This is a genomic window from Streptomyces flaveolus (assembly GCF_014648815.1).
In the GTDB taxonomy this organism is placed as follows: domain Bacteria; phylum Actinomycetota; class Actinomycetes; order Streptomycetales; family Streptomycetaceae; genus Streptomyces; species Streptomyces flaveolus.
The window spans coordinates 201633-222352 of the sequence record NZ_BMRV01000010.1 but is presented as its reverse complement, the minus strand read 5'-3'; the positions used below and the strand labels follow the sequence as shown (position 1 = coordinate 222352).

17 protein-coding genes are annotated in these 20720 nt (G+C 71.5%); 15 read left to right on the top strand and 2 right to left on the bottom strand.

What is annotated here, in order from left to right; translation table 11 throughout:
* The first annotated feature begins 54 nt into the window (after positions 1–54).
* Together IEZ05_RS23230 and IEZ05_RS23225 are read left to right on the top strand one after the other, a co-directional pair.
* Positions 55–1188, top strand: coding sequence for a YihY/virulence factor BrkB family protein (locus IEZ05_RS23230; protein WP_189232149.1), 1134 nt, complete (start codon positions 55–57; stop codon positions 1186–1188).
* Positions 1189–1462: 274 nt separating this feature from the next.
* Positions 1463–2152, top strand: coding sequence for a helix-turn-helix transcriptional regulator (locus IEZ05_RS23225; protein WP_189232148.1), 690 nt, complete (start codon positions 1463–1465; stop codon positions 2150–2152).
* Here the strand turns inward: IEZ05_RS23225 and IEZ05_RS23220 are convergent.
* Positions 2132–2536: a VOC family protein gene (locus IEZ05_RS23220; protein WP_189232147.1), complete on the bottom strand. Its 405-nt coding sequence runs from the start codon at positions 2534–2536 to the stop codon at positions 2132–2134. The two genes, IEZ05_RS23225 and IEZ05_RS23220, sit on opposite strands and share 21 nt — an antisense overlap.
* Positions 2537–2665: 129 nt before the next feature.
* Between IEZ05_RS23220 and IEZ05_RS23215 the strand changes: the two genes are divergently transcribed.
* The 5 genes from IEZ05_RS23215 to IEZ05_RS23195 all read left to right on the top strand — a co-directional run bounded on the left by IEZ05_RS23215 (position 2666) and on the right by IEZ05_RS23195 (position 7943).
* Complete coding sequence (locus IEZ05_RS23215; protein WP_189232146.1) at positions 2666–2992, top strand: hypothetical protein; 327 nt, start codon at positions 2666–2668, stop codon at positions 2990–2992.
* 82 nt (positions 2993–3074) lie between these two features.
* The gene (locus tag IEZ05_RS23210; protein ID WP_189232145.1) at positions 3075–3725 is read left to right on the top strand and encodes a hypothetical protein; all 651 of its coding nucleotides are present in this window, start codon (positions 3075–3077) and stop codon (positions 3723–3725) included.
* A 108-nt stretch (positions 3726–3833) separates the two neighbouring features.
* Positions 3834–4253 carry a YciI family protein gene (locus tag IEZ05_RS23205; protein WP_189232144.1) on the top strand — a complete coding sequence of 140 codons (420 nt, stop codon included), beginning with the start codon at positions 3834–3836 and terminating at the stop codon, positions 4251–4253.
* On the top strand, positions 4250–5389 hold the full coding sequence (locus IEZ05_RS23200; protein WP_189232143.1) for an RNA polymerase sigma factor: 1140 nt from the start codon (positions 4250–4252) through the stop codon (positions 5387–5389). The genes IEZ05_RS23205 and IEZ05_RS23200 overlap by 4 nt, the downstream gene beginning before the upstream one ends.
* A gap of 1348 nt (positions 5390–6737) precedes the next feature.
* Complete coding sequence (locus IEZ05_RS23195) at positions 6738–7943, top strand: S8 family serine peptidase (RefSeq protein ID WP_189232142.1); 1206 nt, start codon at positions 6738–6740, stop codon at positions 7941–7943.
* Positions 7944–8013: 70 nt separating this feature from the next.
* On the opposite strand, the gene eccCa is transcribed toward IEZ05_RS23195, so the two are convergent.
* A complete protein-coding gene (gene eccCa / locus IEZ05_RS23190) occupies positions 8014–11907 on the bottom strand; it encodes a type VII secretion protein EccCa (RefSeq protein ID WP_189232141.1) in 3894 nt (1297 codons plus the stop codon).
* 370 nt (positions 11908–12277) lie between these two features.
* Between eccCa and eccD the strand changes: the two genes are divergently transcribed.
* From eccD to IEZ05_RS23150, 8 genes are all read left to right on the top strand, one after another.
* The gene (eccD, locus tag IEZ05_RS23185) at positions 12278–13675 is read left to right on the top strand and encodes a type VII secretion integral membrane protein EccD (RefSeq protein ID WP_189232140.1); all 1398 of its coding nucleotides are present in this window, start codon (positions 12278–12280) and stop codon (positions 13673–13675) included.
* 53 nt (positions 13676–13728) lie between these two features.
* Positions 13729–15186 carry a type VII secretion protein EccB gene (eccB, locus tag IEZ05_RS23180; RefSeq protein ID WP_189232139.1) on the top strand — a complete coding sequence of 486 codons (1458 nt, stop codon included), beginning with the start codon at positions 13729–13731 and terminating at the stop codon, positions 15184–15186.
* A gap of 108 nt (positions 15187–15294) precedes the next feature.
* Positions 15295–15630, top strand: a complete 336-nt coding sequence (locus IEZ05_RS23175; RefSeq protein WP_189232138.1) for a hypothetical protein — start codon at positions 15295–15297, stop codon at positions 15628–15630.
* A 61-nt stretch (positions 15631–15691) separates the two neighbouring features.
* Positions 15692–16006, top strand: coding sequence for a WXG100 family type VII secretion target (locus IEZ05_RS23170; RefSeq protein ID WP_189232137.1), 315 nt, complete (start codon positions 15692–15694; stop codon positions 16004–16006).
* Positions 16007–16028: 22 nt separating this feature from the next.
* Positions 16029–16487 carry a type VII secretion system-associated protein gene (locus tag IEZ05_RS23165; protein ID WP_189232136.1) on the top strand — a complete coding sequence of 153 codons (459 nt, stop codon included), beginning with the start codon at positions 16029–16031 and terminating at the stop codon, positions 16485–16487.
* A 105-nt stretch (positions 16488–16592) separates the two neighbouring features.
* Entirely contained in the window at positions 16593–19664 is a 3072-nt protein-coding gene (locus tag IEZ05_RS23160) for an AAWKG family protein (protein ID WP_189232135.1), read from the top strand.
* Positions 19661–20116, top strand: coding sequence for a YbaB/EbfC family nucleoid-associated protein (locus IEZ05_RS23155; RefSeq protein ID WP_189232134.1), 456 nt, complete (start codon positions 19661–19663; stop codon positions 20114–20116). The genes IEZ05_RS23160 and IEZ05_RS23155 overlap by 4 nt, the downstream gene beginning before the upstream one ends.
* Positions 20117–20295: 179 nt before the next feature.
* On the top strand, positions 20296–20631 hold the full coding sequence (locus IEZ05_RS23150) for a hypothetical protein (protein ID WP_189232133.1): 336 nt from the start codon (positions 20296–20298) through the stop codon (positions 20629–20631).
* The last annotated feature ends 89 nt before the right edge of the window (positions 20632–20720 follow it).

Below are 20720 nucleotides of genomic sequence, written 5' to 3'. Positions count from 1 at the left end.
CTCCACGGCAGTCCGCGGATGAGTGCGGGCCCCCGCGGCGGATACCTTTAGGGCGTGCAGCCAGCAAGTGAATCTTCCGAACGGCCCTCGGGCCGGCTCCACCGTGCCCGGGTTCTCTACCGGAACGTCTCCAAACGCAGGACCGCCTGGCTGCTGCTCAAGGACACCGTCAACTCGTGCATGGAGTACCGCATCCTCGGGCTCGCCGCCGAGGCCGCGTTCTTCACGCTGCTGTCGGTGCCGCCGCTGCTGCTGAGCCTCCTCGGGCTGCTCGGCTACGTCGACTCCTGGATCGGCGCCGACACCACCGAGAGCCTGCGCACCAACATCCTGGACGCCTCGCGCGCGGTGCTCTCCGAGAAGGGCGTCAAGCAGATCACCGAGCCGATCCTGGACGACGTGATGAAGGGCGGCCGGCCCGACGTCATCTCCATCGGCTTCCTGTTCGCCCTGTGGTCCGGCTCCCGCGCGGTCAACGTCTTCATCGACACCATCACCGTGATGTACGGCCTCGACGGTGTCCGGGGGATCGTCAAGACCCGCCTGATGGCCTTCCTGCTGTTCATCGTGGCCCTGCTGATCGGGTCGATCGCGCTGCCGCTGATGGTGGCCGGACCGGACGCCGTGGTGCGGGTCGTGCCCTGGTCGACGACCGTCGTGCAGGTCCTGTACTGGCCGGTCGTGATCATCCTGTCGGTGGCCTTCCTGACCACGCTGTACCACGTGTCGGTGCCCGTGCGCTCCCCGTGGATCGAGGACGTGCCCGGCGCGCTGGTCGCCCTCGCGATGTGGGTGCTGGGCAGCTTCCTGCTGCGGATCTACCTCACCAGTACCGTCGAGGGCCCCACCATCTACGGCTCGCTCGCCGCGCCCGTGGCCGTGCTGCTGTGGATCGGTGTGTCCGCGTTCGCCGTGCTCGTCGGGGCGGCGGTCAACGCGGCCATCGACCGGGTCTGGCCGGCCGCCGCCACGGCCGCGGCCCGCGAGGCCAACGAGCGGCTGCGGCAGGCGCAGGTCGCCGAGTACGTGGCCCGGGCCGCCGCGAGCGGCGAGGCGGACCCCGACATGCCGTCCGAGTTCCCGGAACGCTGGTCCCGCTTCCTGCCGCCGGAGGACGTCACGGCCCGCCTGCGCACCCACGCGAAGCACACGCCTCCCACGGACCACAACAAGCCGGAGGCTTCGTAGCGGGACCGGTCCTCCGAGGGAAGGAGCCCCGGACGGGGCCGGGGCTCCTTCCCTCGCCGTCGCGGCCTCCCGGGCGAACGCCCCCGACGTCCCCGGCGCGCCATCTGCTGGACGCCGTCCGAGAGCTGGGTCAGCAGCCGGAGCCGCAAGCGCTCCGCGGCCGGCGCCGCCCCCACCAGCGCGCCAGGCCGGCTGGGGCACCGCGTTCGCCCCTGTCCACCGCCTTCGAGCGGGTGTACGGCGCCGGCCCGCAGAGCGGCGTAGCCTGGCGGGCGTGTACGCGGAACGTGCCTCCCGGCTGCCCGGCGCGGTGGTGTGGACCAACACGCCGACCGGCCCCGGCCCCGGACGTGTCCTGCCCGACGGCTGCATGGACCTGCTGTGGCACGACGGCCGACTGCTGGTCGCCGGCCCCGACACCCGCGCCCACGCCACCGACGGCGCGCCGGGCCGCTGGGCGGGCGTCCGCTTCTACCCCGGCACCGCCCCCGCCCTCCTCGGAGTCCCCGCGCACGAACTGCGGGACCGGCGCGTCGACCTCGCCGACCTCTGGCCGGCCACCGAGGCGCGGCGCCTGACCGCGCGGGTGAACGCGGCCTCCGACCCGGCGCGGGGCCTAGAGGAGGCGGCGCTGTCCCGGGCGGCCGGCAGCGGGCCCCCCGACCCGCTGCTGCGCCGGATCGTGGCCGCCCTCGACGCGGGCCGCCCGGTCGCCGCCACCGCCGACGAACTCGGCATCGGCGCACGCCGGCTGTACCGCCGCTCGCTGGCCGCCTTCGGCTACGGCCCCAAGACCCTGGCCCGCGTACTGCGGCTGCAACGCGCCCTCGCCCTGGCCCGGGGCGGCACGCCCCTCGCGGAGACGGCCGCCCGGGCCGGGTACGCGGACCAGGCACATCTGGCGCGGGACGTGCGGGAGCTGGCGGGTGTACCCCCGGTCGAGCTACTGGGACGCCGCGGGTAGCGCGGCGAACAGGTCGACGCCGTTGCCGTCCGGGTCGTGCACGACGGCGTACCGCTGCCCCCAGAAGGCGTCCCAGGGCCCCAGCTCACCGTGGTACCCGGCGCCGGTCAGCTCCTCGTACAGCGCGTCCACCTCCTCGGGCGCGTCGCACAGCAGCGCGAGCGACGCCCGCCCGCCGCCGGCCGGGGGCTGCCACCCGGTGTGGAAGGAGCGGACGGTCTCCTCGGTGTCGAGCAGCAGCCGGATCCCGCCCGGCAGTCCGGCCTCGGCGTGCGGCTGCTTCTCGGCACCCTCGGGGAAGGCGAAACCGAGCCGGCGGTAGAAGGTCACGGATGCGGCCATGTCGGAGACGACCAGGCCGATGGCGTTGAATCGTGCGGTCATGACGCCACCGTAGGCAGGACGGCGAGGGCCCGTCTTGAAGGAATCGGACACCGCGGCCGCCGGGCGAAGCAGCTCAGAAAGGCCTCAAGTTCCTTGATCCGCAAGATGGCTGGCGCCGACCATGGGGTCATGCTGGGACGCGGAAAGCAGGAATTCGACGTGCTGGTCCTGCGGGACTCGGACGTGATCGCCGCCGGCCTGCGCGAGGCGCTCGCCGAGGCGGCCCCGGAGCAACGGCCCGGGCTGGAGCGCGCCGCCGCCCTGGTGGAACGCGCGGCCGCCGTCCCCGACGCCGCCCTGCGCGCCCGCTGGGTCCACCAGCGCCTCGCCGCCGCCGGGTACGAGGGCCCGGCCGACTCCGTGCGGGCCGTCAAGGTCCTGCGTGAGTCGGCACCCGGCCTCAGCCTGCTGTCGGCCGTCCGGCTGTCCAAGGACGCGGCGGCGCACCGTCCCTGATCCGGACGCCGGGGTGCGCGGGCCTGGCCGCGGTGACCGGATGACGAGCCGCCGGGGAACGCCTGTGCGGCAGGATGGGCGCATGAACCGTCGCGCGCGCGTCCTGCCGCTGTTACTGCTGCCCCCGCTGCTGCTCACCGCCTGCGGTACGCAGAGGGCGGCCGACGGCCCGGTCGCCGCCGCGGCTCCCACCGAGGCCGCCCCGGCCGGGGCCGAGGAGCTCGAGAACCGGGCGCAGGCGCTGGGCATCGCCCCCGACCTGGTCTACGTCACCAGGGCGCCCGGTCTCACCCTGGCCCAGCAGTCCGTCGGCGTGCTCGGCGACGACGGCTTCTCCGCCACCTACCTGACCGGCTCGGGCGCCCTGGTCCGCCTCTCCGTCGAGCGGGGATCGATGACCGAGGACACCTGCCCGGGCCGGCCGGTCGGCGACAGCACCGGCGGACGGGCCACGTGCGAGCGCGACGCGGACGCCTGGTACCGCACCGGCGGCGGACAGCACGAGTACGCCCTGCCGAAGAACGGGCACGTGGTCCGGCTGTCCGCCGAGGCGGACGCCGTACCGCGCGAGGTCCTGAGCGAGGCCGCCGAAGCCGTCCACCGGCCCGACAATGCCGAGGCCGCGGCCACCCTGCCCTCGCCCCGGCCCGCCGCCGGCACCCCCGTGGAGCGCGGCGACCTGCCCCCGGTGGGCGACGGGGCACCCGACAACAGCGTGGACGTGGGCGGCTGAACACGGGCCGGAAAAAACTTCCGGCGCCGATGTCGAGAACCCGCGTCCGGCTCCGTCCCCGGGGTGAACGCGACCACAATGGGCCGCACAGCACCGAGGAGAGACACCATGGCCAAGTACCTGATGCTCAAGCACTACCGGGGCGCCCCGGCCGCGGTCAACAACGTCCCCATGGACCAGTGGACGCCACAGGAGATCTCCGCCCACATCCAGTACATGAACGACTTCGCGGCCCGGCTGGAGAAGACCGGCGAGTTCGTCGACGGGCAGGCGCTCGCCCCCGAGGGATCGTGGGTCCGCTACGACGGTGAGGGGCGCCCGCCGGTCACCGACGGCCCGTTCGCCGAGACCAAGGACCTCATCGCCGGCTGGATGGTGATCGACGTCGACAGCCACGAGCGCGCCGTCGAGCTGGCCGGGGAGCTGTCGGCAGCGCCCGGGGCCGGCGGGAAGCCGATCCACGAGTGGCTCGAACTGCGCCCCTTCCTGGCGGCGCCGCCCACCGTCCCGGAATGCCCTCACGGATGAACGAGGCACTCCTGCGGAGCCTCACACCGAGCGTCCTCGCCGTCCTCGTCCGCCGCGGAGCCGACTTCGCGGCGGCCGAGGACGCCGTGCAGGACGCGCTGGTCGAGGCGATCCGCGTCTGGCCGTCCGACCCTCCGCGGGACGCGAAGGGTTGGCTGGTCACCGTGGCCTGGCGCCGGTTCCTCGACGCGACCCGTTCGGACGCCGCCCGCCGCCGGCGCGAGGACCTCCTCGACGAGGAGCCGGCGCCGGGGCCGGCGCCCGCGGTGGACGACACCCTCCAGCTCTACTTCCTGTGCGCCCACCCGTCGCTGACGCCGGCGTCCGCGGTCGCGCTCACCCTGCGCGCCGTCGGCGGGCTGACCACCCGCCAGATCGCCCGGGCCTACCTGGTGCCCGAGGCGACCATGGCGCAGCGCATCAGCCGGGCCAAGCGCACCGTCTCCGGGGTGCGGTTCGACCGGCCCGGCGACGTCGCCACCGTGCTGCGCGTCCTCTATCTGGTCTTCAACGAGGGCTACTCCGGCGACGTGGACCTCGCCGCCGAGGCCATCCGGCTCACCCGGCAGCTCGCCGCCTCGATCGACCACCCGGAGGTGGCGGGGCTGCTCGCCCTCATGCTGCTCCACCACGCCCGGCGCGCCACCCGGACCGCGCCCGACGGCAGCCTGGTGGCGCTGGCGGAGCAGGACCGGTCCCGGTGGGACACCGCGGCCATCGCCGAGGGCGTCGAGATCCTCCAGGCGGCCCTCGCCCGCGACCGCCTCGGCGAGTTCCAGGCGCAGGCCGCCATCGCGGCGCTCCACGCCGACGCGCCCACCGCCGAGGAGACCGACTGGGTGCAGATCGTCGAGTGGTACGACGAGCTCGAGCGCCTGACGGACAGCCCGGTCGTCCGGCTCAACCGCGCGGTGGCCGTCGGCGAGGCCGACGGACCGCGGGCCGGCCTGGCGGCCCTCGCGGCGCTGGACGACTCACTGCCCCGGCACACCGCGGTGGCGGCGTACCTCCACGAGCGCGACGGCGACCCGGTGACGGCGGCACGGCTGTACGCCGAGGCGGCCCACAAGGCCCCCAACCTCGCCGAGCGCGACTACCTGACCCGCCGGGCCGCCCGCCTCAACACCGGCCGGTGACGCTCGGCGGCGGCTCCTCGCACACGGTGACGGCATGTACGCGGAACGCGCGTCCCGGCTGGCCGGCGCGACGACAGGGACCAACAACCCGGCGCAATCCGCCCCGGGCCGGGTCCTTCCCGACGGCTGCGGACCCGCTCCGGCACGACGGCCGCCTCCTCGTCGCCGACTCCGACAGCCGCGCCCGCCTCACCGAGGCCGGCTCGGGACCGTGGGCCGGCATCCGCTTCTTCCCCGGCACGGCCCCGACCCTGCTTCGGGGGTGACGGTCGCCGTACACCGGCACGCGACTTCGGAACACCCCCTCCATGTATGCCTCCGTGTGGAGCAGCCCCGGCAACACTTATTTCTCGTACGACGAGACTCCCGCGGGGCCCGGCACCGTTCGCCTACCCCATCGATGCACGGGCGTCGAGAATTTCTGTCAGCCTTGGGGAGAAGACGCTTCGGTGTGTATCCCCGTGGCTCCCCGGCAACCCGTACGCTTCCGATGCGTACGAGCGTGGGACGATCGCTGGAGAGCCGTTTCCAAAAGGGCGCGCTCTTCCATGGTGAGGGAGTTCCTCACTTTCTCGTTCTTGTACCAGCCGTTCAAGAGAGCGTGCGAACCCCCCAGCCCCAGGGAGTAGGACCACATGCTCTCGCCCGTACGCGTGTCGGACCAGCTTGCGGCCCATCTCAGCAGGTGGGCGACCTTCTGTTGATGGCTGTAGCGTGGAGGGTTCATCGTGTAAATCCCTTGGCTCAACTCTGTGTCCCGCGCAGCGGTGGCCGTGGAATACCGAATTGTGCATCCGGTTGGCCACGTGCACGCCGATGTGACACTTCTTCGCTGAAAAGCGGGAGTCGGGTTCTGTGTGTTCGCGATGTGCTCGCGTTTCCGGTCGTGTTCGCGCGGTCGATCTGCGAGGAGTCACCGGTGACTTCCCTCGGGGATTCGACATCGACTCCCCGAATGCCAAACGCTCGCCGCGCCGTCCCTTCGCGCCAGCAGAATAGGCATGTGGTGCAGGTCCGAGACAGACGGGTCCGAGCGTCCTCTGCCCTGACGGGCAACGTCGTTGCCTCCGGGGGCAACGCGTGACGGAGGCCGGTGCTGATTGTCGGCGGTCCGAGGGGTATTCCGTAATCCCCGCAGGTGCGCCGACGACGGCGATTTAGCCTTCCGGCGGAATGGTGACGGGTGTCGGGGGCGGATGACGTAGATCCGGCACTGCGAGATTTCAGTCGGGTGATCAGTCAAACCGGGTGGCGACGGCCTTGACCGTCTCCTGGCGATCCTCGAAGCATGGACGTCCGGGTCGAAGGCTGTCCCGTGATTCCTGGCGGGTGCGCATGAAAGGGAGTTATGAGGCACATCAGGAGAGCACCGAGGTCACGCGACGTCCCGAAGCGCACGGTCGCCCTGGCGGTGCTCCCGGTGGTGGCCGTGCTCGGCTGCCCGGCTGTCGCCGTCGCGGACAGCGTCCCCCCGACCGGGCCCGCCCTCTCGCTGCCGGTGGTGGTGCCCACGCTCGACGAGGGCGCGCCCTGCCGGCCGGCGTCGGACCGGGAGGCCAGGACGCCGCCCTGGACACAGGAGATGCTCGGCCTCTCCAGCGCGTGGCAGTTGTCCCGCGGGGCGGGGGTGCTGGTCGGCGTGGTGGACACCGGAGTCGGCGAGAGCGTTCCCGCGCTGGCCGGCCGGGTCTCCGCGGTGGGCGATGCCGGAAAGGACTGTGTCGGCCACGGCAGCTTCGTGGCGGGCCTCGCCGCGGCCGCGCCCCAGCCCGACACCGGCTTCACCGGCGTGGCGCCGCAGGCGGGGATCCTGGCGGTCCGGGGTACCGACGTACGGGGAGCCGCCACCCCCGACAGCGTGGCCCGCGGCATCCGGGAGGCCGTGGACGGCGGAGCCTCGGTCGTCACGGTCTCCCTGGCGCTCACCACGAACTCCGAGGCGCTGTCCGCAGCCGTCCGCCACGCGCGGAGCCGCGACGTGCTGGTGCTGGCAGCGGCGGCGCCGGACCGTACGCCGGACGGCGCCGGTTCGTCCTCCGGACCCTCGGCCTACTGGCCGGCCGCGGAAGAGGGTGTGCTGTCGGTGGCCGCGTTCGGCTCGGCCGGTGGCGAAGGGCCGGTTCCGGTCCCGCAGGCCGACCTGGCGGCCCCGGGGGTGGGGGTGGTCAGCGTGGGGCCGAGCGGGAGGGGGGCCTTCACGGGCAGCGGGAGTTCGTTCGCGGCCGGGGTCGTGGCGGGCACGGCGGCGCTGGTGCGCGGTTACCGGCCCGAACTCACGGCGGACCAGGTCGCGCGGAGACTGGTGGCGACGGCGTACCCGGCCCAGGTGCCGCGGGTCGATCCGTACGCCGCGGTGTCCGGTACGGTGCCGGACGCCCTGCCCCGGACGCGGACCGTCGCCGATCCGGCCGTCGTCCCGGCTACCCCGTCGGACGGTGGCGCCGTCGTCCGTGGCCGCTGGGCAGCCGTGGGCAGCGCGCTGCTCGTCTTCGTCCTGCTGGTGGGCGCGTGGGTCGTACCGCGGGGCCGGGCCAGGGGCTGGCGGGCCGGCTGAGCCCGGTCGGTGGGCGGCGCCGGGGCCGCCCGCCCTTCCGCCGACGGCCGTCCGTCCCGGCTCTCCCGGGTCAGCCGGCTTCCGGCACCTCCACCAGCGCGGTCTGGATGAGCGTCGTCTTGCGGCGCGCGATCCGCATGGCCCGGCCCGGCGGCAGCAGCTTCGGCCTGACGTTGTCGAGGAACGCGCCTTCGGACGGCGGGCAGGACAGCATCAGCGCCGTGCTGTTGACCTCCAGGATCCGGCGTACCAACGGCTCCGCGGTACCACGCATGGCGTGGGACGACGCGCGGGCGACCACGAAGTGCATGCCGACCTCGTAGCCGAGCGGCATGTGCGGCAGCAGCGGGTCGAACGGATTCTCCATGCCCCCGGAGACCATCTCGTGGTCGTCCACGAGGATGAACAGCCGTGGCCCCGACCACCAGTCGGCCAGCCGCATCCGGGACGGAGGCATGTCCTCCGGGGGCAGCCGCTCGGCGAACGCGTGCGCCGCACCGGCCACCAGCTCCCGCAACGCGTTGACCGAGACGGCGTGGCCCAGCCGGTACTCCTCCGGCACCGCCTCGACCAGGGTGCGCCGGTAGTCCACCACCAGGATGCGGGCCTCGTCGGGCGTGAAGCGCTCCACGATGGACTTGGCGATCAGCCGCAACAGGTTGGTCTTGCCGCTTTCGGTGTCGCCGAACGCGACGAGATGCGGACTCTCCATGAAGTCGTGCCAGATCGTCTGGAGTTCGTTCTCCTCCAGGCCCAGCGGCAGCCGGGTCCCGGCCGGCGAGGGCAGCGCGGACGCGTGCAGCAGGGTGGGCAGCATCCGTACCGCCGGCGCCCCGGGGCGGCCGCCCCAGCCCTCGGTGACGGCCGCGACCATGCCCTCCACACCGGCGGCCAGGTCGTCCGCGGACTCCACTCCGTCGATCCGGGGCAGCGCCGCCAGGTAGTGCAGCTTGGTCTGCGCGGTGAGCCCGCGACCGGGCGCGTCCCGGGGCACCGTATGGGCCTTGCGGATGTCGACGTCGGAGTCCGAGGGGTCGCCCATCCGCAACTCCAGCCGGGTGCCGGCCTGGTCCCGGACGGCCGCCGACAGCTCCATCCAGCGAGCGGTGGTGGTGATCAGGTGGATGCCGAAGTTCAGCCCGCGCTGGGCGAGCTTGTTGACCTCGTCGACCAGGTTGTCGAAGTCCTGGCGCACCGTGGCCCAGCCGTCGACGACCAGGAAGACGTCACCGAACGGCTCGTCCTGGAACTCCCCGGCGGCACGTCGCCGCCGGTAGGTGGCCATGGTGTCGATGCCCTGCTCCAGGAAGAAGCGCTCACGCCGGGAGAGCAGCGAGGCCACCTCGCTCACGGTGCGGCCCACCCGGTCCTCGTCCAACCGCCCGGTGACACCGCCCACATGGGGCAGCCCGGCAATGCTGGACAGCGTGCCACCACCGAAGTCCAGGCAGTAGAACTGCACTTCACGCGGGGTGTGGGTGAGCGCCAGGGAGGTGATCAGCGTACGGACCAGGGTGCTCTTGCCGCTCTGCGGTCCACCGGCGACCGCGACATGGCCGCCCGCGCCGGAGAGGTCCACCCACAGCAGGTCCCGCAGCTGTTCGAAGGGACGGTCGACGATGCCCACCGGCACGGTCAGCCGGCCGGCCTCCCCGGCGACGAGTCCGCGCTCCGGGTCCGGCTCCAGCGGGGGCAGCAACTGGTCCAGGCTGGACGGCAGATCGAGCGGGGGCAGCCACACCTGGTGCGCGGGGGGCCCGGAGTCCCGTAGCCTGTTCACCGCCAGGGCCATCAGCGTCTCCTGGGACTCCTCCTCCCGGACCTGATCGGGCTCCGACGTCTGCCGGGGCACGACCCAGCCCGTCCCCCAGGGGATGATCTGGCTCGCGGTCTGCGCGGCCGAAGCGGCCCGGCTGCGGTGCCGGTACGCCCCTGAGACGTACGCGGCCCGGAACCGGGTCAGCTCCTCGACGCCGCTCTTGAGGTAACCGTTGCCGGGCTCGGGCGGCAGCTGGTACGCGTCCGGGACGCCCAGGACCCCTCGGCTCTCCATCGCGGAGAAGGTCCGCAGCCCGATCCGGTACGACAGATGGCTCTCCAACTGGTGCACCCGGCCCTCGTCGAGGCGCTGGGACGCCAGCAGCAGATGGACCCCCAGGCTTCGGCCGAGTCGGCCGATCATGACGAACAGATCCATGAAGTCCCGGTGTGTGGCCAGGAGTTCGCTGAACTCGTCGACGACCACGACGAGGCTGGGCAGCGGCTCCAGCGGCGACCCGGCGGCGCGCGCACGCTCGTACTCCAGCGCCGAGACGAAGTTGCCGGCCTGCCGCAGCAGTTCCTGGCGCCGCATCAGCTCGCCGTGCAGCGCGTCCTGCATGCGGTCGACCAGGGAGGCCTGGTCGGCCAGGTTGGTGATCACGGCCGAGACGTGGGGGAGATGCTCCAGACCGAGGAAGGTCGCACCGCCCTTGAAGTCCACCAGCACGAAGTTCAGCCGGTCCGAGGGATGCGTCAGTGCCAGGGAGAGCACCAGCGTCCGCAGCAGTTCGCTCTTGCCGGAGCCGGTGGCGCCGATCAGCATCCCGTGCGGGCCCATGCCTCCCTGGGCCGACTCCTTGAGGTCCAGTTCCACCGGCGCCCCGCTGGCCGCCAGGCCGATCGGCACCCGCAGATGCTGGTTCGCGCCGCGTCGCCGCCACAGCGCGGGGGGTTCGTACCGGTGCAGGTCGTTGATCCCCAACAGGCCGGTGAGCTGGATGTCGGTGGCCAGCGGCTCGGCCGAATCCCCTCCGACCGTGCTGCGGAACGGTGAGAGCACCCGCGCCAACGCCATGGCCGCCGAGGGGCCGAGCCGGTCCGCGCGCCCGAGCGGGGTCGACTGCTCACGTCGATTGCGGTCGGTGCGGATCAGCTCCACGTCGCCGTTCTCCACCTGGAGCCGCAGCGTGGTGCGCCCGGGACGCCATCGCAACGCCCCGGAGAGGTCGACGACCAGGGCGTTGCGGTACCCGGTGCCTTCGAAGCGGTGACCGGAGGGCACGGTGCCGCCGTCCACCAGCACGACGACCAACGGCTCCTCTCGGCCGGGTGCGGCCGTCGGGTCGAAGGCCGGCCGTTCGGTGAACTCGTTCCCGATGACGTCCTCCAGCTCGCCCAGCGCGCCGGCGACCATCCTGGCCGGTCCGGCGCCGTCGTTGGACTGCGGATGGAGGCAGTGCGGCAGCCACTTGGCCCAGTCCCAGTCGCGCTGGGCCTCCTCGGACAGGCACAGCGCGATCCACAGGTCGTCCGGGCTGTGCAGCGTGGCGAGCTGGCCCACCACGGCTCGCGCCAGCTCCCGCACCTGCGTCTCGTCGCCGCGGACCAGCACCCGTGACCAGGCCCGCAGATAGACGGCGATGGGCTGGTCGGGGACGGTGGTATAGGCCCGGATGAAGCTGCGCAGAGCGTGCGCCGACAACGGTTCGAGATCCTCCACCGGGCGGGTGGAAACCGGCGCGAGCCGCAGTCCCAGATTCTGTTCACCGACGGCGATCCGCACCTCGCCGAAGTCCTCGTCGGTGGTGCGCCGCTCCCACAGCCGGCTGGTGCGCACCAGAGACGAAAGCGCGGCCGGGTGCGGGTGCCGCCAGGTCAGCGCCTCGCGCTGGGCCTCCACCGCCCGACGGATACGCCGTCGCACCTGCGAGAGGTACCGCAGATAGTCACGCCGCTGGCCGTTCATCTCCGTCTTGCGGTCACCACGCCGCTGCATCACCTGCCCGACAAGCATCATCACGGCGGAGCCGCCCATGGTGCCCATGGCGACGTAGGTCAACACCCCGCCGCCCGGCCGCAGGAACATCAGCATCATCGACATGGACATCATGGCCATCGGCATGAAGGTCCAGACGGCGGCCGCGTTGGGGGTCGCCTCCGCCATCGCGGGCGGTTCCTGGAGGCTGATCTCTCCCTCGGGCATGTCCGGACCTCGCCGGCGGGCCGGACGGCGGAAGAGCACCACACTCAACGGACGGTCTCCTAGCGGTGGGACTGCGGGCACCGGTGCCAGGGCGGTGCGCCTCGACTCCCCAGCATGGGTGCGCGCAGGGCCGACCTGCTGGATTCCGCGCGAAGATACGTCATTTCTACGAAAGGGCGGACGGGCTGCGGCAACTAGGGTGGCAGCCGTCCCCGGTTCTCCGTTCCTGCTTACCTCTTCCCCCTTCCCCCCTCCCCTTTCCTCCCGTTCCCCTTCCGCTTTCCGGCTTTCCCTGTCTGTCTCTTTTCCGTTCTCGTCGCCGTTCCCCCTTTCCGTTCCCCGTCCCCACTTCCGAGAGGCCCATCCGCTGATGACCGAGGGCGCGTTGGCGGGACTGTGCCGCCTGACCGTCAGGCTGCAGGACCGCGCCATAGACCTGGCGGTGCCGGTGGACATCCCCGTCGCGGACCTGCTGCCCGCGGTGCTCCAGTTCGCCGGCACCGAGGTCGAGGAGGCCGGCATCGAGCACGGGGGCTGGGTGCTGCAGCAGCTCGGCCGTCCACCGCTCGACGAGGAAGCCACCCTGGGCTCCGTCGAACTCCGCGACGGCGAGATCCTGTATCTGCGGCCCCGCGCCGAAGCCATGCCCGAAGCGCACTTCGACGACCTCATCGACGGCATCGCCACCGCCATGGACCGGCAGCGCGGGCAGTGGACGGAGCAGGCCACCCGGCGCCTGCTGCGCGGAATGACCGGCGCTCTGCTCGGCGCCGTCCTCGTCGCGCTCCTGCTGCCCGGCTGGGCGGCCACCGAACGCACCCTCGCGGCCGTGGCCTGTGCCGTCCTGCTCTACGCGGCGGCCGCCGCGGCGAGCCGTGCACTGGGCGACTCCGCGTCCGCCGCGCTCCTCGGCTGCTCGGCCGTGCCTTTCCTGGCGCTCGCCGGCTGGACGGTGCCGGGCGGGCCCACCAGCGGGCCGCTCGCGCTGGAGGCCTACGGATTCCGGCTGCTCTCGGCCGGTGCCGTGGCCACCGGCGCCGCCGTCCTGGCGCTCGTCCTCGTCGGCACCTTCCCGGAACTGTTCGCCGCCACCGCACTCTGCTGTGCCTTCGCGGCGGTGGCCGGTGCGTCGGCCGCCGGTTACGAGCTGCCGATGGCGCACGTCGCCGCGGTCATCTCCCTCCTCGCCGTCACCGTGGGCGCCTTCGTCCCGGTCATCGCCTTCCGGGCGGCGGGCATGCAGATGCGGCCGCTGCCCACCAACCCGCAGCAGTTGCAGGAGGGCATCGAGCCGTATCCCAGTGAGGAGATCACCACCCGGTCGGCCACCGCCTCGTCCTGGATGACCGCCCTCTACACCGCGGTCGGCGCGGTCTGCACGGTCAGCCTCGCCCTGTTGGCCCGTGAGGCGGGCCTCGCCGGGACGATCAACGGCGCGGTCCTCGCCCTGCTGCTGCTGTTGCACGGCAGGAACCTGGGCAGCACCCCGCAGCGACTGGCCGTCCTGCTGCCGGGCGTCTGCGGGGCGGTCCTGCTCGTGCTCGGCTGGGCCACCGCACAGCCGGGGGCCCGGGTCACCGTGTTCGTCGCGCTGGTCGTGGCGACCGCGGTGCTCGCCCTCGCCATCTGGCTGGTTCCCGGCCGGCGGATGGTGCCCTACTGGGGCCGCGCGGCGGAACTGCTGCACTCGATGGCGGCGATCGCCCTGCTGCCGCTGGTGCTGTGGACCCTGGGGGTCTACTCCAGGCTGCGGAACATGACCGGCTGAGCGGCAGGCCGACCGGACCCGCGTACACCGAAGACCGAGGATCGGAACGAACCGTGCAGTCCAAGCGCGACCAGGTCCAGGCACACATGTTCCTGATGAACCGGCTGACCTCCGGTCTGCTCCGGGCCAACCCCGACGGCCCGGAGAGCCCCGGAGGCCGCACTCACCGGGGGTTGTTCTACGGCCTGCTGGGCGGCCTGGTGGCATGCCTGGTGGCCGCACTCTGGGGGGTGGTGTCACCGGGCACGAAGACCTCCTGGAAGGAGGACGGAACCCTGGTCCTGGAGAAGGACACCGGGAACCGCTACCTCTACGTCGAGGGCCGGCTGCGCCCGGTGCAGAACTACGCGTCGGCCCGGCTGCTGCTCGGCGCCGACCTCAAGACGGCCTCCGTCTCCAGCAAGTCCACCGAACGCACCCCGCACGGCGCACCGGTGGGGATACCCGGCGCCCCCGACGACCTGCCGGACTCGGGGCAGCTCGCCGACGACGCCTGGCAGGTCTGCTCCGACCTGCGGGTCCAGGTGTCCGGGCAGACGTCGGTGAGCACGCAACTGGCGGTCGGGTCGGTCATGAAGGGAAAGCCGCTGCGGGACTCGCAGGCGCTGCTCATCGAGACACCGGCCCACACCCGCTATCTGGTGTGGCGCGGAACCCGGCTCCGCCTCGACCCGGACAGCGGGGCAGCCGCATCCCTCGGATACGGCTCCGTCCGGGCCCGCCCGGTGTCCGAGGCGTTTGTCGACGCACTGCCCGCCGGCCCGGACCTGGAAGCCCCCACGGTCGACGGTCGCGGCGAGCCCGGTCCCGACCTGGCGGGCAGGCCGACTCGCATCGGGCAACTGTTCACCCTCCGGCCCCCGGGCTCCGAACCCCAGTACCACGTGCTGCTCAAACAGGGTCTGGTCCGGCTGGGCGCCACCGAGACCGCGCTGGTGCTCGGCGACCCCCGTACCCGCGACCAGGCGTACGCCGGCAAGGACCCGCGGCCGCGCCCGCTGACCGGGGACGAAGCCCGCGGCCACCTCGCCACCGGTACGGCCTCCTCCGGGCTGCCGGACGTCCCGCCGCACGCCGTCGACGTACCGGTCGGGTCACAGGCGTGCGTCCAGGTGAAGCCGAGCGACGGCAAGGACCTGAAGGTGAGCGTGGCCGTGGTGTCGGGGGATCTTCCCGCGCAGGACGTGGCGCAACCCCCGGCGGAGCACGTCGCCGATGCGTGCCTGCCCGCGGACGTCATCGCCGTACGGCCCGGGAAGGGCGCTCTGATCCGCGCGCTGAGCAGCGCCGGAACCCAGATGGGCGACACCACTTACCTGGTGACCGACACGGGTGTGAAGTACCCCCTCGCCTCGGAAGAAGCCCTGGAGAGCCTCGGCTACACGGTCGCCGACGAACGCGGCCTTCCCGCGGTCGTGCTCGCCCTGCTGCCGACGGGGCCCGTACTCGACCCCGAGGCGGCAGCCGGGGCAGCGGCCGTCACCGTCCCGGACCTCTGCGGCGACGGCTGAGGAGGCGGGCGGCAGTGAAAGACCGTCACCTGACGTATGGATCGGCGCGCTGAAAAAAAGAATCGTTGGCATCAGGAACCGCGCGTGCAATGGACAAGGAGAAGAAAGATGGCAGGCAAGCTGAGGGGCGATTTCCTCCAGGACGCCAGGGTCCAGCAGGGCATGGCGGACGCGGCGGCCGAGATCAAGCGCATCGAGAACCAGGGCGCGCAGACCGCGGAGCACCTGGCCGCGTCCTACAAGGGCGCCGACGGTGCGGCGTACCACCAGCTCGTCCAGGGCTGGCTGGGCTACGTCAACAGGGTCGTCACCGGCATGAACACGATGGTGGACACCTCCAAGGCCGCCAGCAAGACCACCGCCGGCCTTCAGGAGGGCGCGGTCGACCTCATCCGTTCCACGAACGCCTCGCGCGCGTACGGCGCGCTCACCCCCAACTCCTGAGCCACAGCATCGGCCGCAACGACCCGCCCACCGCATCCCGCCCGTAACCAAGGAGGCACCCATGCCCGCCGACGGCCTCGTCTATGTCGACTACGCCGGTACCAGCGACGTCGCCGACACCCTGATCGCCTACAGCAAGGCGATCAACGGAGTGCTGGAGCAGCTGGAGAACAACGTCAAGAGCTGGCTGCCCTCGTCCGAGGGTGAGGCGGTGATCGCCTTCAGCAAGAAGGTCGACGAGTGGCAGAACCACGTCATCCAGGCGGTCGACTACGTCGTTCACGACGCCAAGCTGCTCGCCGAGATCACCTCGGGCTGGAACACCACGGACGGCAAGCTCAGCAGTCAGTGGCAGAACACCAGCCCGATCGGCTGAGCCCGCACCCACAGGAGGGGACATGCCGACCGAGGCCCAACTGACCACACTCGACTCCGCGGCGCTCCGGAAGTTCATCGAGGGTCCGCTGACCGAGTTCATCAACGACCTGGTCAAGGTGAGGAGCGACGACGGCAACACGCTCGCCGTACGCTCGGTCGCCCACGGCTACACCCAGCCCGACACCTTCTACCTGACCAAGCCCCTGGCGCTCGGGTACATGGGTGCGGACGACACGGTGCACGGCAACACCTTCAACAGCAAGACGCTGTCCTTCGCGGAGGCGTTGGACGGCATCCTGCAGGCGCAGAGCGACAGTGTGCTCCCGCACATCAAGGACGGCCTGCAGAAGGTGATCACGGAGTTCATGAAGCAGCAGGGCGGAAACCTGGAGTCCATCAAGGCGAGCGACTTCCTGGAGTACGTGAAGGTCGAGAGCGCGACCACCATCGACCCGACCAAGATCCCCGCGACCACCTGACGTCACTCACCGGACGCTCCGCGGTCGTGGACCGCGGAGCGACCGGCGCCGGGCCGGCCGGCAGTACCCGAAGCAGCACTTCACGAAGCATGGAGCCGACGCACGATGGCCGATGACGACTGGGGTCGTACCGTACGGATCCTGACGGGATACGAAGTGCCCGACCGGGCCACGCTCTTCGACGAACTGAAGGGCAGCGACGGCAAGACGCCGCTCCTCAACGTCACGATCGAGAACGTCGGGCTGAACGTCTCGCTCCGCGACCTCGGGCAGGTCGGCGCGGGAGCCGACGGACACGGGTTCGTGCTTCCGTACTACACGCCCCAGGGCAGCGGCCTCAACCTGCACAAGATCTCGATCGACTTCCTGTGGAACCCGGGCGAACGGCCGTCCCAGGGGCCGGGCAACCCCCTGGACAACTTCATCTTCGGCTCGCAGGTCATGCTGGAAGCGCTGGCCGGCCCGCCCTTCTCCACGCAGAAACTGGGATTCGGCGGCCTGTCCGTACCCGACAACGGGGCGGTCGTCCTCAAGACCTTCTCGGACATCGCCGCCGCCTTCGACCGGTCCGCGGAGTTCTTCGCGCAGCACGAAGCCGTCCTCAAGCAATGGCTCGACAGCTTCGGGAAGGACGACTCGCACTGGAAGGGGAACGCGGCCGGCGCCTTCCACGACCTCCTGGCCACGCTGCACCGGAACTACGGTGACTACAAGGAACAGTTGGTCCCGCCCGGGTTCTCGCCCAAGAACTTCGCGCTCCACCCGGTCCTCGGCAAGGGAGCCTCCGGAACCAAGCAGGGCGACACGCTCGTCGGAGCGGCCAACGACATCCACCAGGCCGCCTGGGAGCTGAGTCAGGCGTGGCACCAGTGGGCCGCCGACCCGGACTCCAACGCCATGGCCATCGCGGCGCGGCTGATCAGTGATGTCGCCCAGTGGGTCCAGGATTCCAACCTGTCCAAGACAGGGCTGCACAACCAGCCGTCGGGCGGCATGTGGAGCGGGCCCAGCGTGCCTCCGACCACGGTGGTGGCCATGCCCGGTTTCACGGCGGGCCATCCCACCTGGGGCGACCTGTCGAGCATCGACGCCTGGGCGAACCTCGGCAACCACGCAGTCTGGCGGTGGAATCAGAAGGTCCAGTCGCTGCTGGGAGACCCGGCGCGCACCCAGGTCAGCAACGTCAACAACGCCCTCATCCAGGCGTCCGAGGTGGTCGGCCAGGGGTTCAAGACCCTGAACACCACGTCGATCAGCACCTACCAGGGCAGCCAGAGCGGGACCGGCGGCCTGGACGACATCACCAAGAACCTCAACGATACCCTGGGCGACTTCTCGAAGAACCTGAACGAGGGCCTGGGCAGTGTGTCGGACAACCTCGGTGAGGGGCTCGGCAGCTTCTCGGACAATCTGAACGACAGCCTGGGCAGCATGTCCAACAACGTCGGTACCGGGCTCGGCGACTTCGCCAACAACCTCAACGAGACCCTCGGGAACGCCTCCGAGAACGTCGGCACGGGTCTGGGGAGTTTCTCGAACAACCTGAACGAGAGCCTCGGCGGTGTCTCCGACAGCCTCGGCACTGCCACCGACAACCTCGGTACCGGCATCGGCGACTTCTCGAACAACCTGAACGAGAGCCTCGGCGGTGTCTCCGACAGCCTAGGCAGCGTCACGGACAACCTCGGCACCGCCACCGACAACCTCGGCACCGGGATCGGCGACTTCTCGAACAACCTGAACGAGAGCCTCGGCGGTGTCTCCGACAGCCTCGGCACCGGGCTCGGGGACTTCTCCAACAACCTGAACGACAGTCTCGGCAACGTCTCCGACAACCTCGGCAGCGTCACGGACAACCTGGGCCAGGGCCTCGGTTCCCTCACCGACAACCTGGGCACCGGCCCGGGGAGCGTGGACGGCCTGACGGCCAACCCCGGGGACCCGACGGGCACCGGCCTCGGCATCGGCACGCCCCTCGTGCCGAACCTGCCGAACTACGCCTCCGGCACCGGACTCGGCACGGGCACCACCACCGTGCAGAACCCGGACGGCAGCACCACGACCACCTACCCGGACGGCCTGGTCACCACCACCGCCCCGGACGGGACCGTGTCGGTGCGCACCCCCGACGGGTCGACGATCGCCCTGAACCCCGGCGGGACCCCGACGCAACTGCCCGACGGAACCACCGTCAGCCTGGGGGCCGACGGTTCCCTGGTGACGCAGAACCCCGACGGCTCGACGGTCACGCACAGGCCCGACGGCTCCCTGATCACCCAGAACGCCGACGGCTCGGTGGTCACCACCAACCCCGACGGCTCGCAGTCCTTCGCCTCGCCCAACGGATCCGTCACCACCATCGGCACCGACGGCTCCGAGACCGTCGTCTCGCCCGACGGCACCGTCACCTACACCAGCCCGGACGGCGTCACCACGATCACCGCGCCGGACGGCAGCGTCACGACGTTCGGACCCGACGGCACCGCCACCACCGTCCACCCCAACGGCGTCACCACCACGCTCGGCAGCGACGGCGTCACGACCGCCACCGGGCCGAACGGCGAGACGATCACCGCCAACCCGGTTCCGGTCCTCAGCCAGGGCGACATCGGCGGATCGGTGCTCGACACGATGAACTCCCTCGGGACGATCGGGTCGAACCCGGGCGCCGGCACCACCCAGGCCGTCCAGACCCCCGCCTACGAGGAGGCCGGCTACGACACCTCCACCGACTTCCCGTCATACGGGTCCGACGGCGGACTGGGCCTCGACGACGGTTACGGCGGCTCCTACGGGGCCGGTCAGTCCGCCACCGGGGCCGGGATGCCCATGGGCCTGGGCGGGCTCGGTGGTCTCGGCGGCATGGGCGGCGTCAACGGAGCCCTCGGCGCGGACCGCATGCGTGACGCCATGGGCGATCCGGGCGCCACCACGACCGCCCGGCCCACCCAGGCGGCGACCGGTCACAGCGGCACCGGCGGCACACCGTACATGCCGCCGCCCTCCGGTCAGGGCGGCCAGAACACGGAGAGCAAGGACCGTGAGCGCGCCAACTGGATGGCCGAGGAAGAGGACGTCTGGGGCACCGAGGACACCGGCAACCCCGCCGTCATCGGCCGGCAGGAGCAGGTGGAGAACACGCAGCGCAACCAGTTCATGAGTGGGGAACAGAGATGACATCGATGGAGGACCGGGTGGCCCAGGCATGGGCGGACCTGGAGAAGGCCCAGACCGCGGCGGCCGAGGCGCAGGAGAAGCTGACCCGGTCGTCGGCCACCGCCACCTCCCGCGACCGCACCGTGGAGGCCACGGTCGGCGCACAGGGACAGCTGAGCGGGATACGTTTCCTGGACAACCGCTTCCAGTCCATGGCGGGGCCCCAGTTGGCGGCCTCCATCCTCGAAGCCGCCGAGAAGGCACGGGCCGACATGGCGGCCCGCGTGATGGACGTGTTCACGCCGCTGACCGAGCTGTCGGCGGGGTACTCCGACGTCCCCGGGGCGGCCACCGACTGGGAGGCGATCTTCGGCCAGGTGCTGGGCGGGGTCACCGGCAGCCGGCCCGCGACCGCCGACGACCAGCGCCTGCGCGACGAGATCGACGAGGACGACGAGCGGCCCGCCGGCTGAGGGCCGAAGACTACGTATCCGGTCCGTTCGTGGAACCACGCGTTCCCGTCATCTGACGTATGGCTCAGTCACCTGCCGGGCTTGATCCTTGAGATCCGGTGGGCCGACCTCCGGCGGCCACCACCCGCGTCGGCGGGCGTTCGTGTCACCACCCCACCTCGTCGAAAGGACGGTCCACCATGGCGAGCGGCAAGTTCACCTCCTCCACCGGCAATCTCGACACCGCGAGCAAAGTGATGGACACCATCACGAGCATGTGGAAGCGGACGAGCACGCAGCTCACCAGTGCGCTCGCCCGGTACGACGCGTGGCCCGGCACGCCCGGGGACCCCCTGGCCGACCAGATCCTCCCCGACTGGGACAGGACCACGGCAAGCGTCATCAAGGTCAGCAAGCAGTTGGGTGACGGCCTCACGTCGGTCGCTGACGGCATCAACGGGACGAGCGACGCGATCAAGAAGCAGCAGGGCATCACCGTGGACGAGATCAAGAGCGCCGGCTCCGGCCGCCATTAGTCGGTCTCGCGAGCACGGAGTCGAGAGTTGAGAGCTGATGCCTGAGCATGCCGGGGCCGAGCCGGGGGTGGGGGGCCTTCACGTCAGTA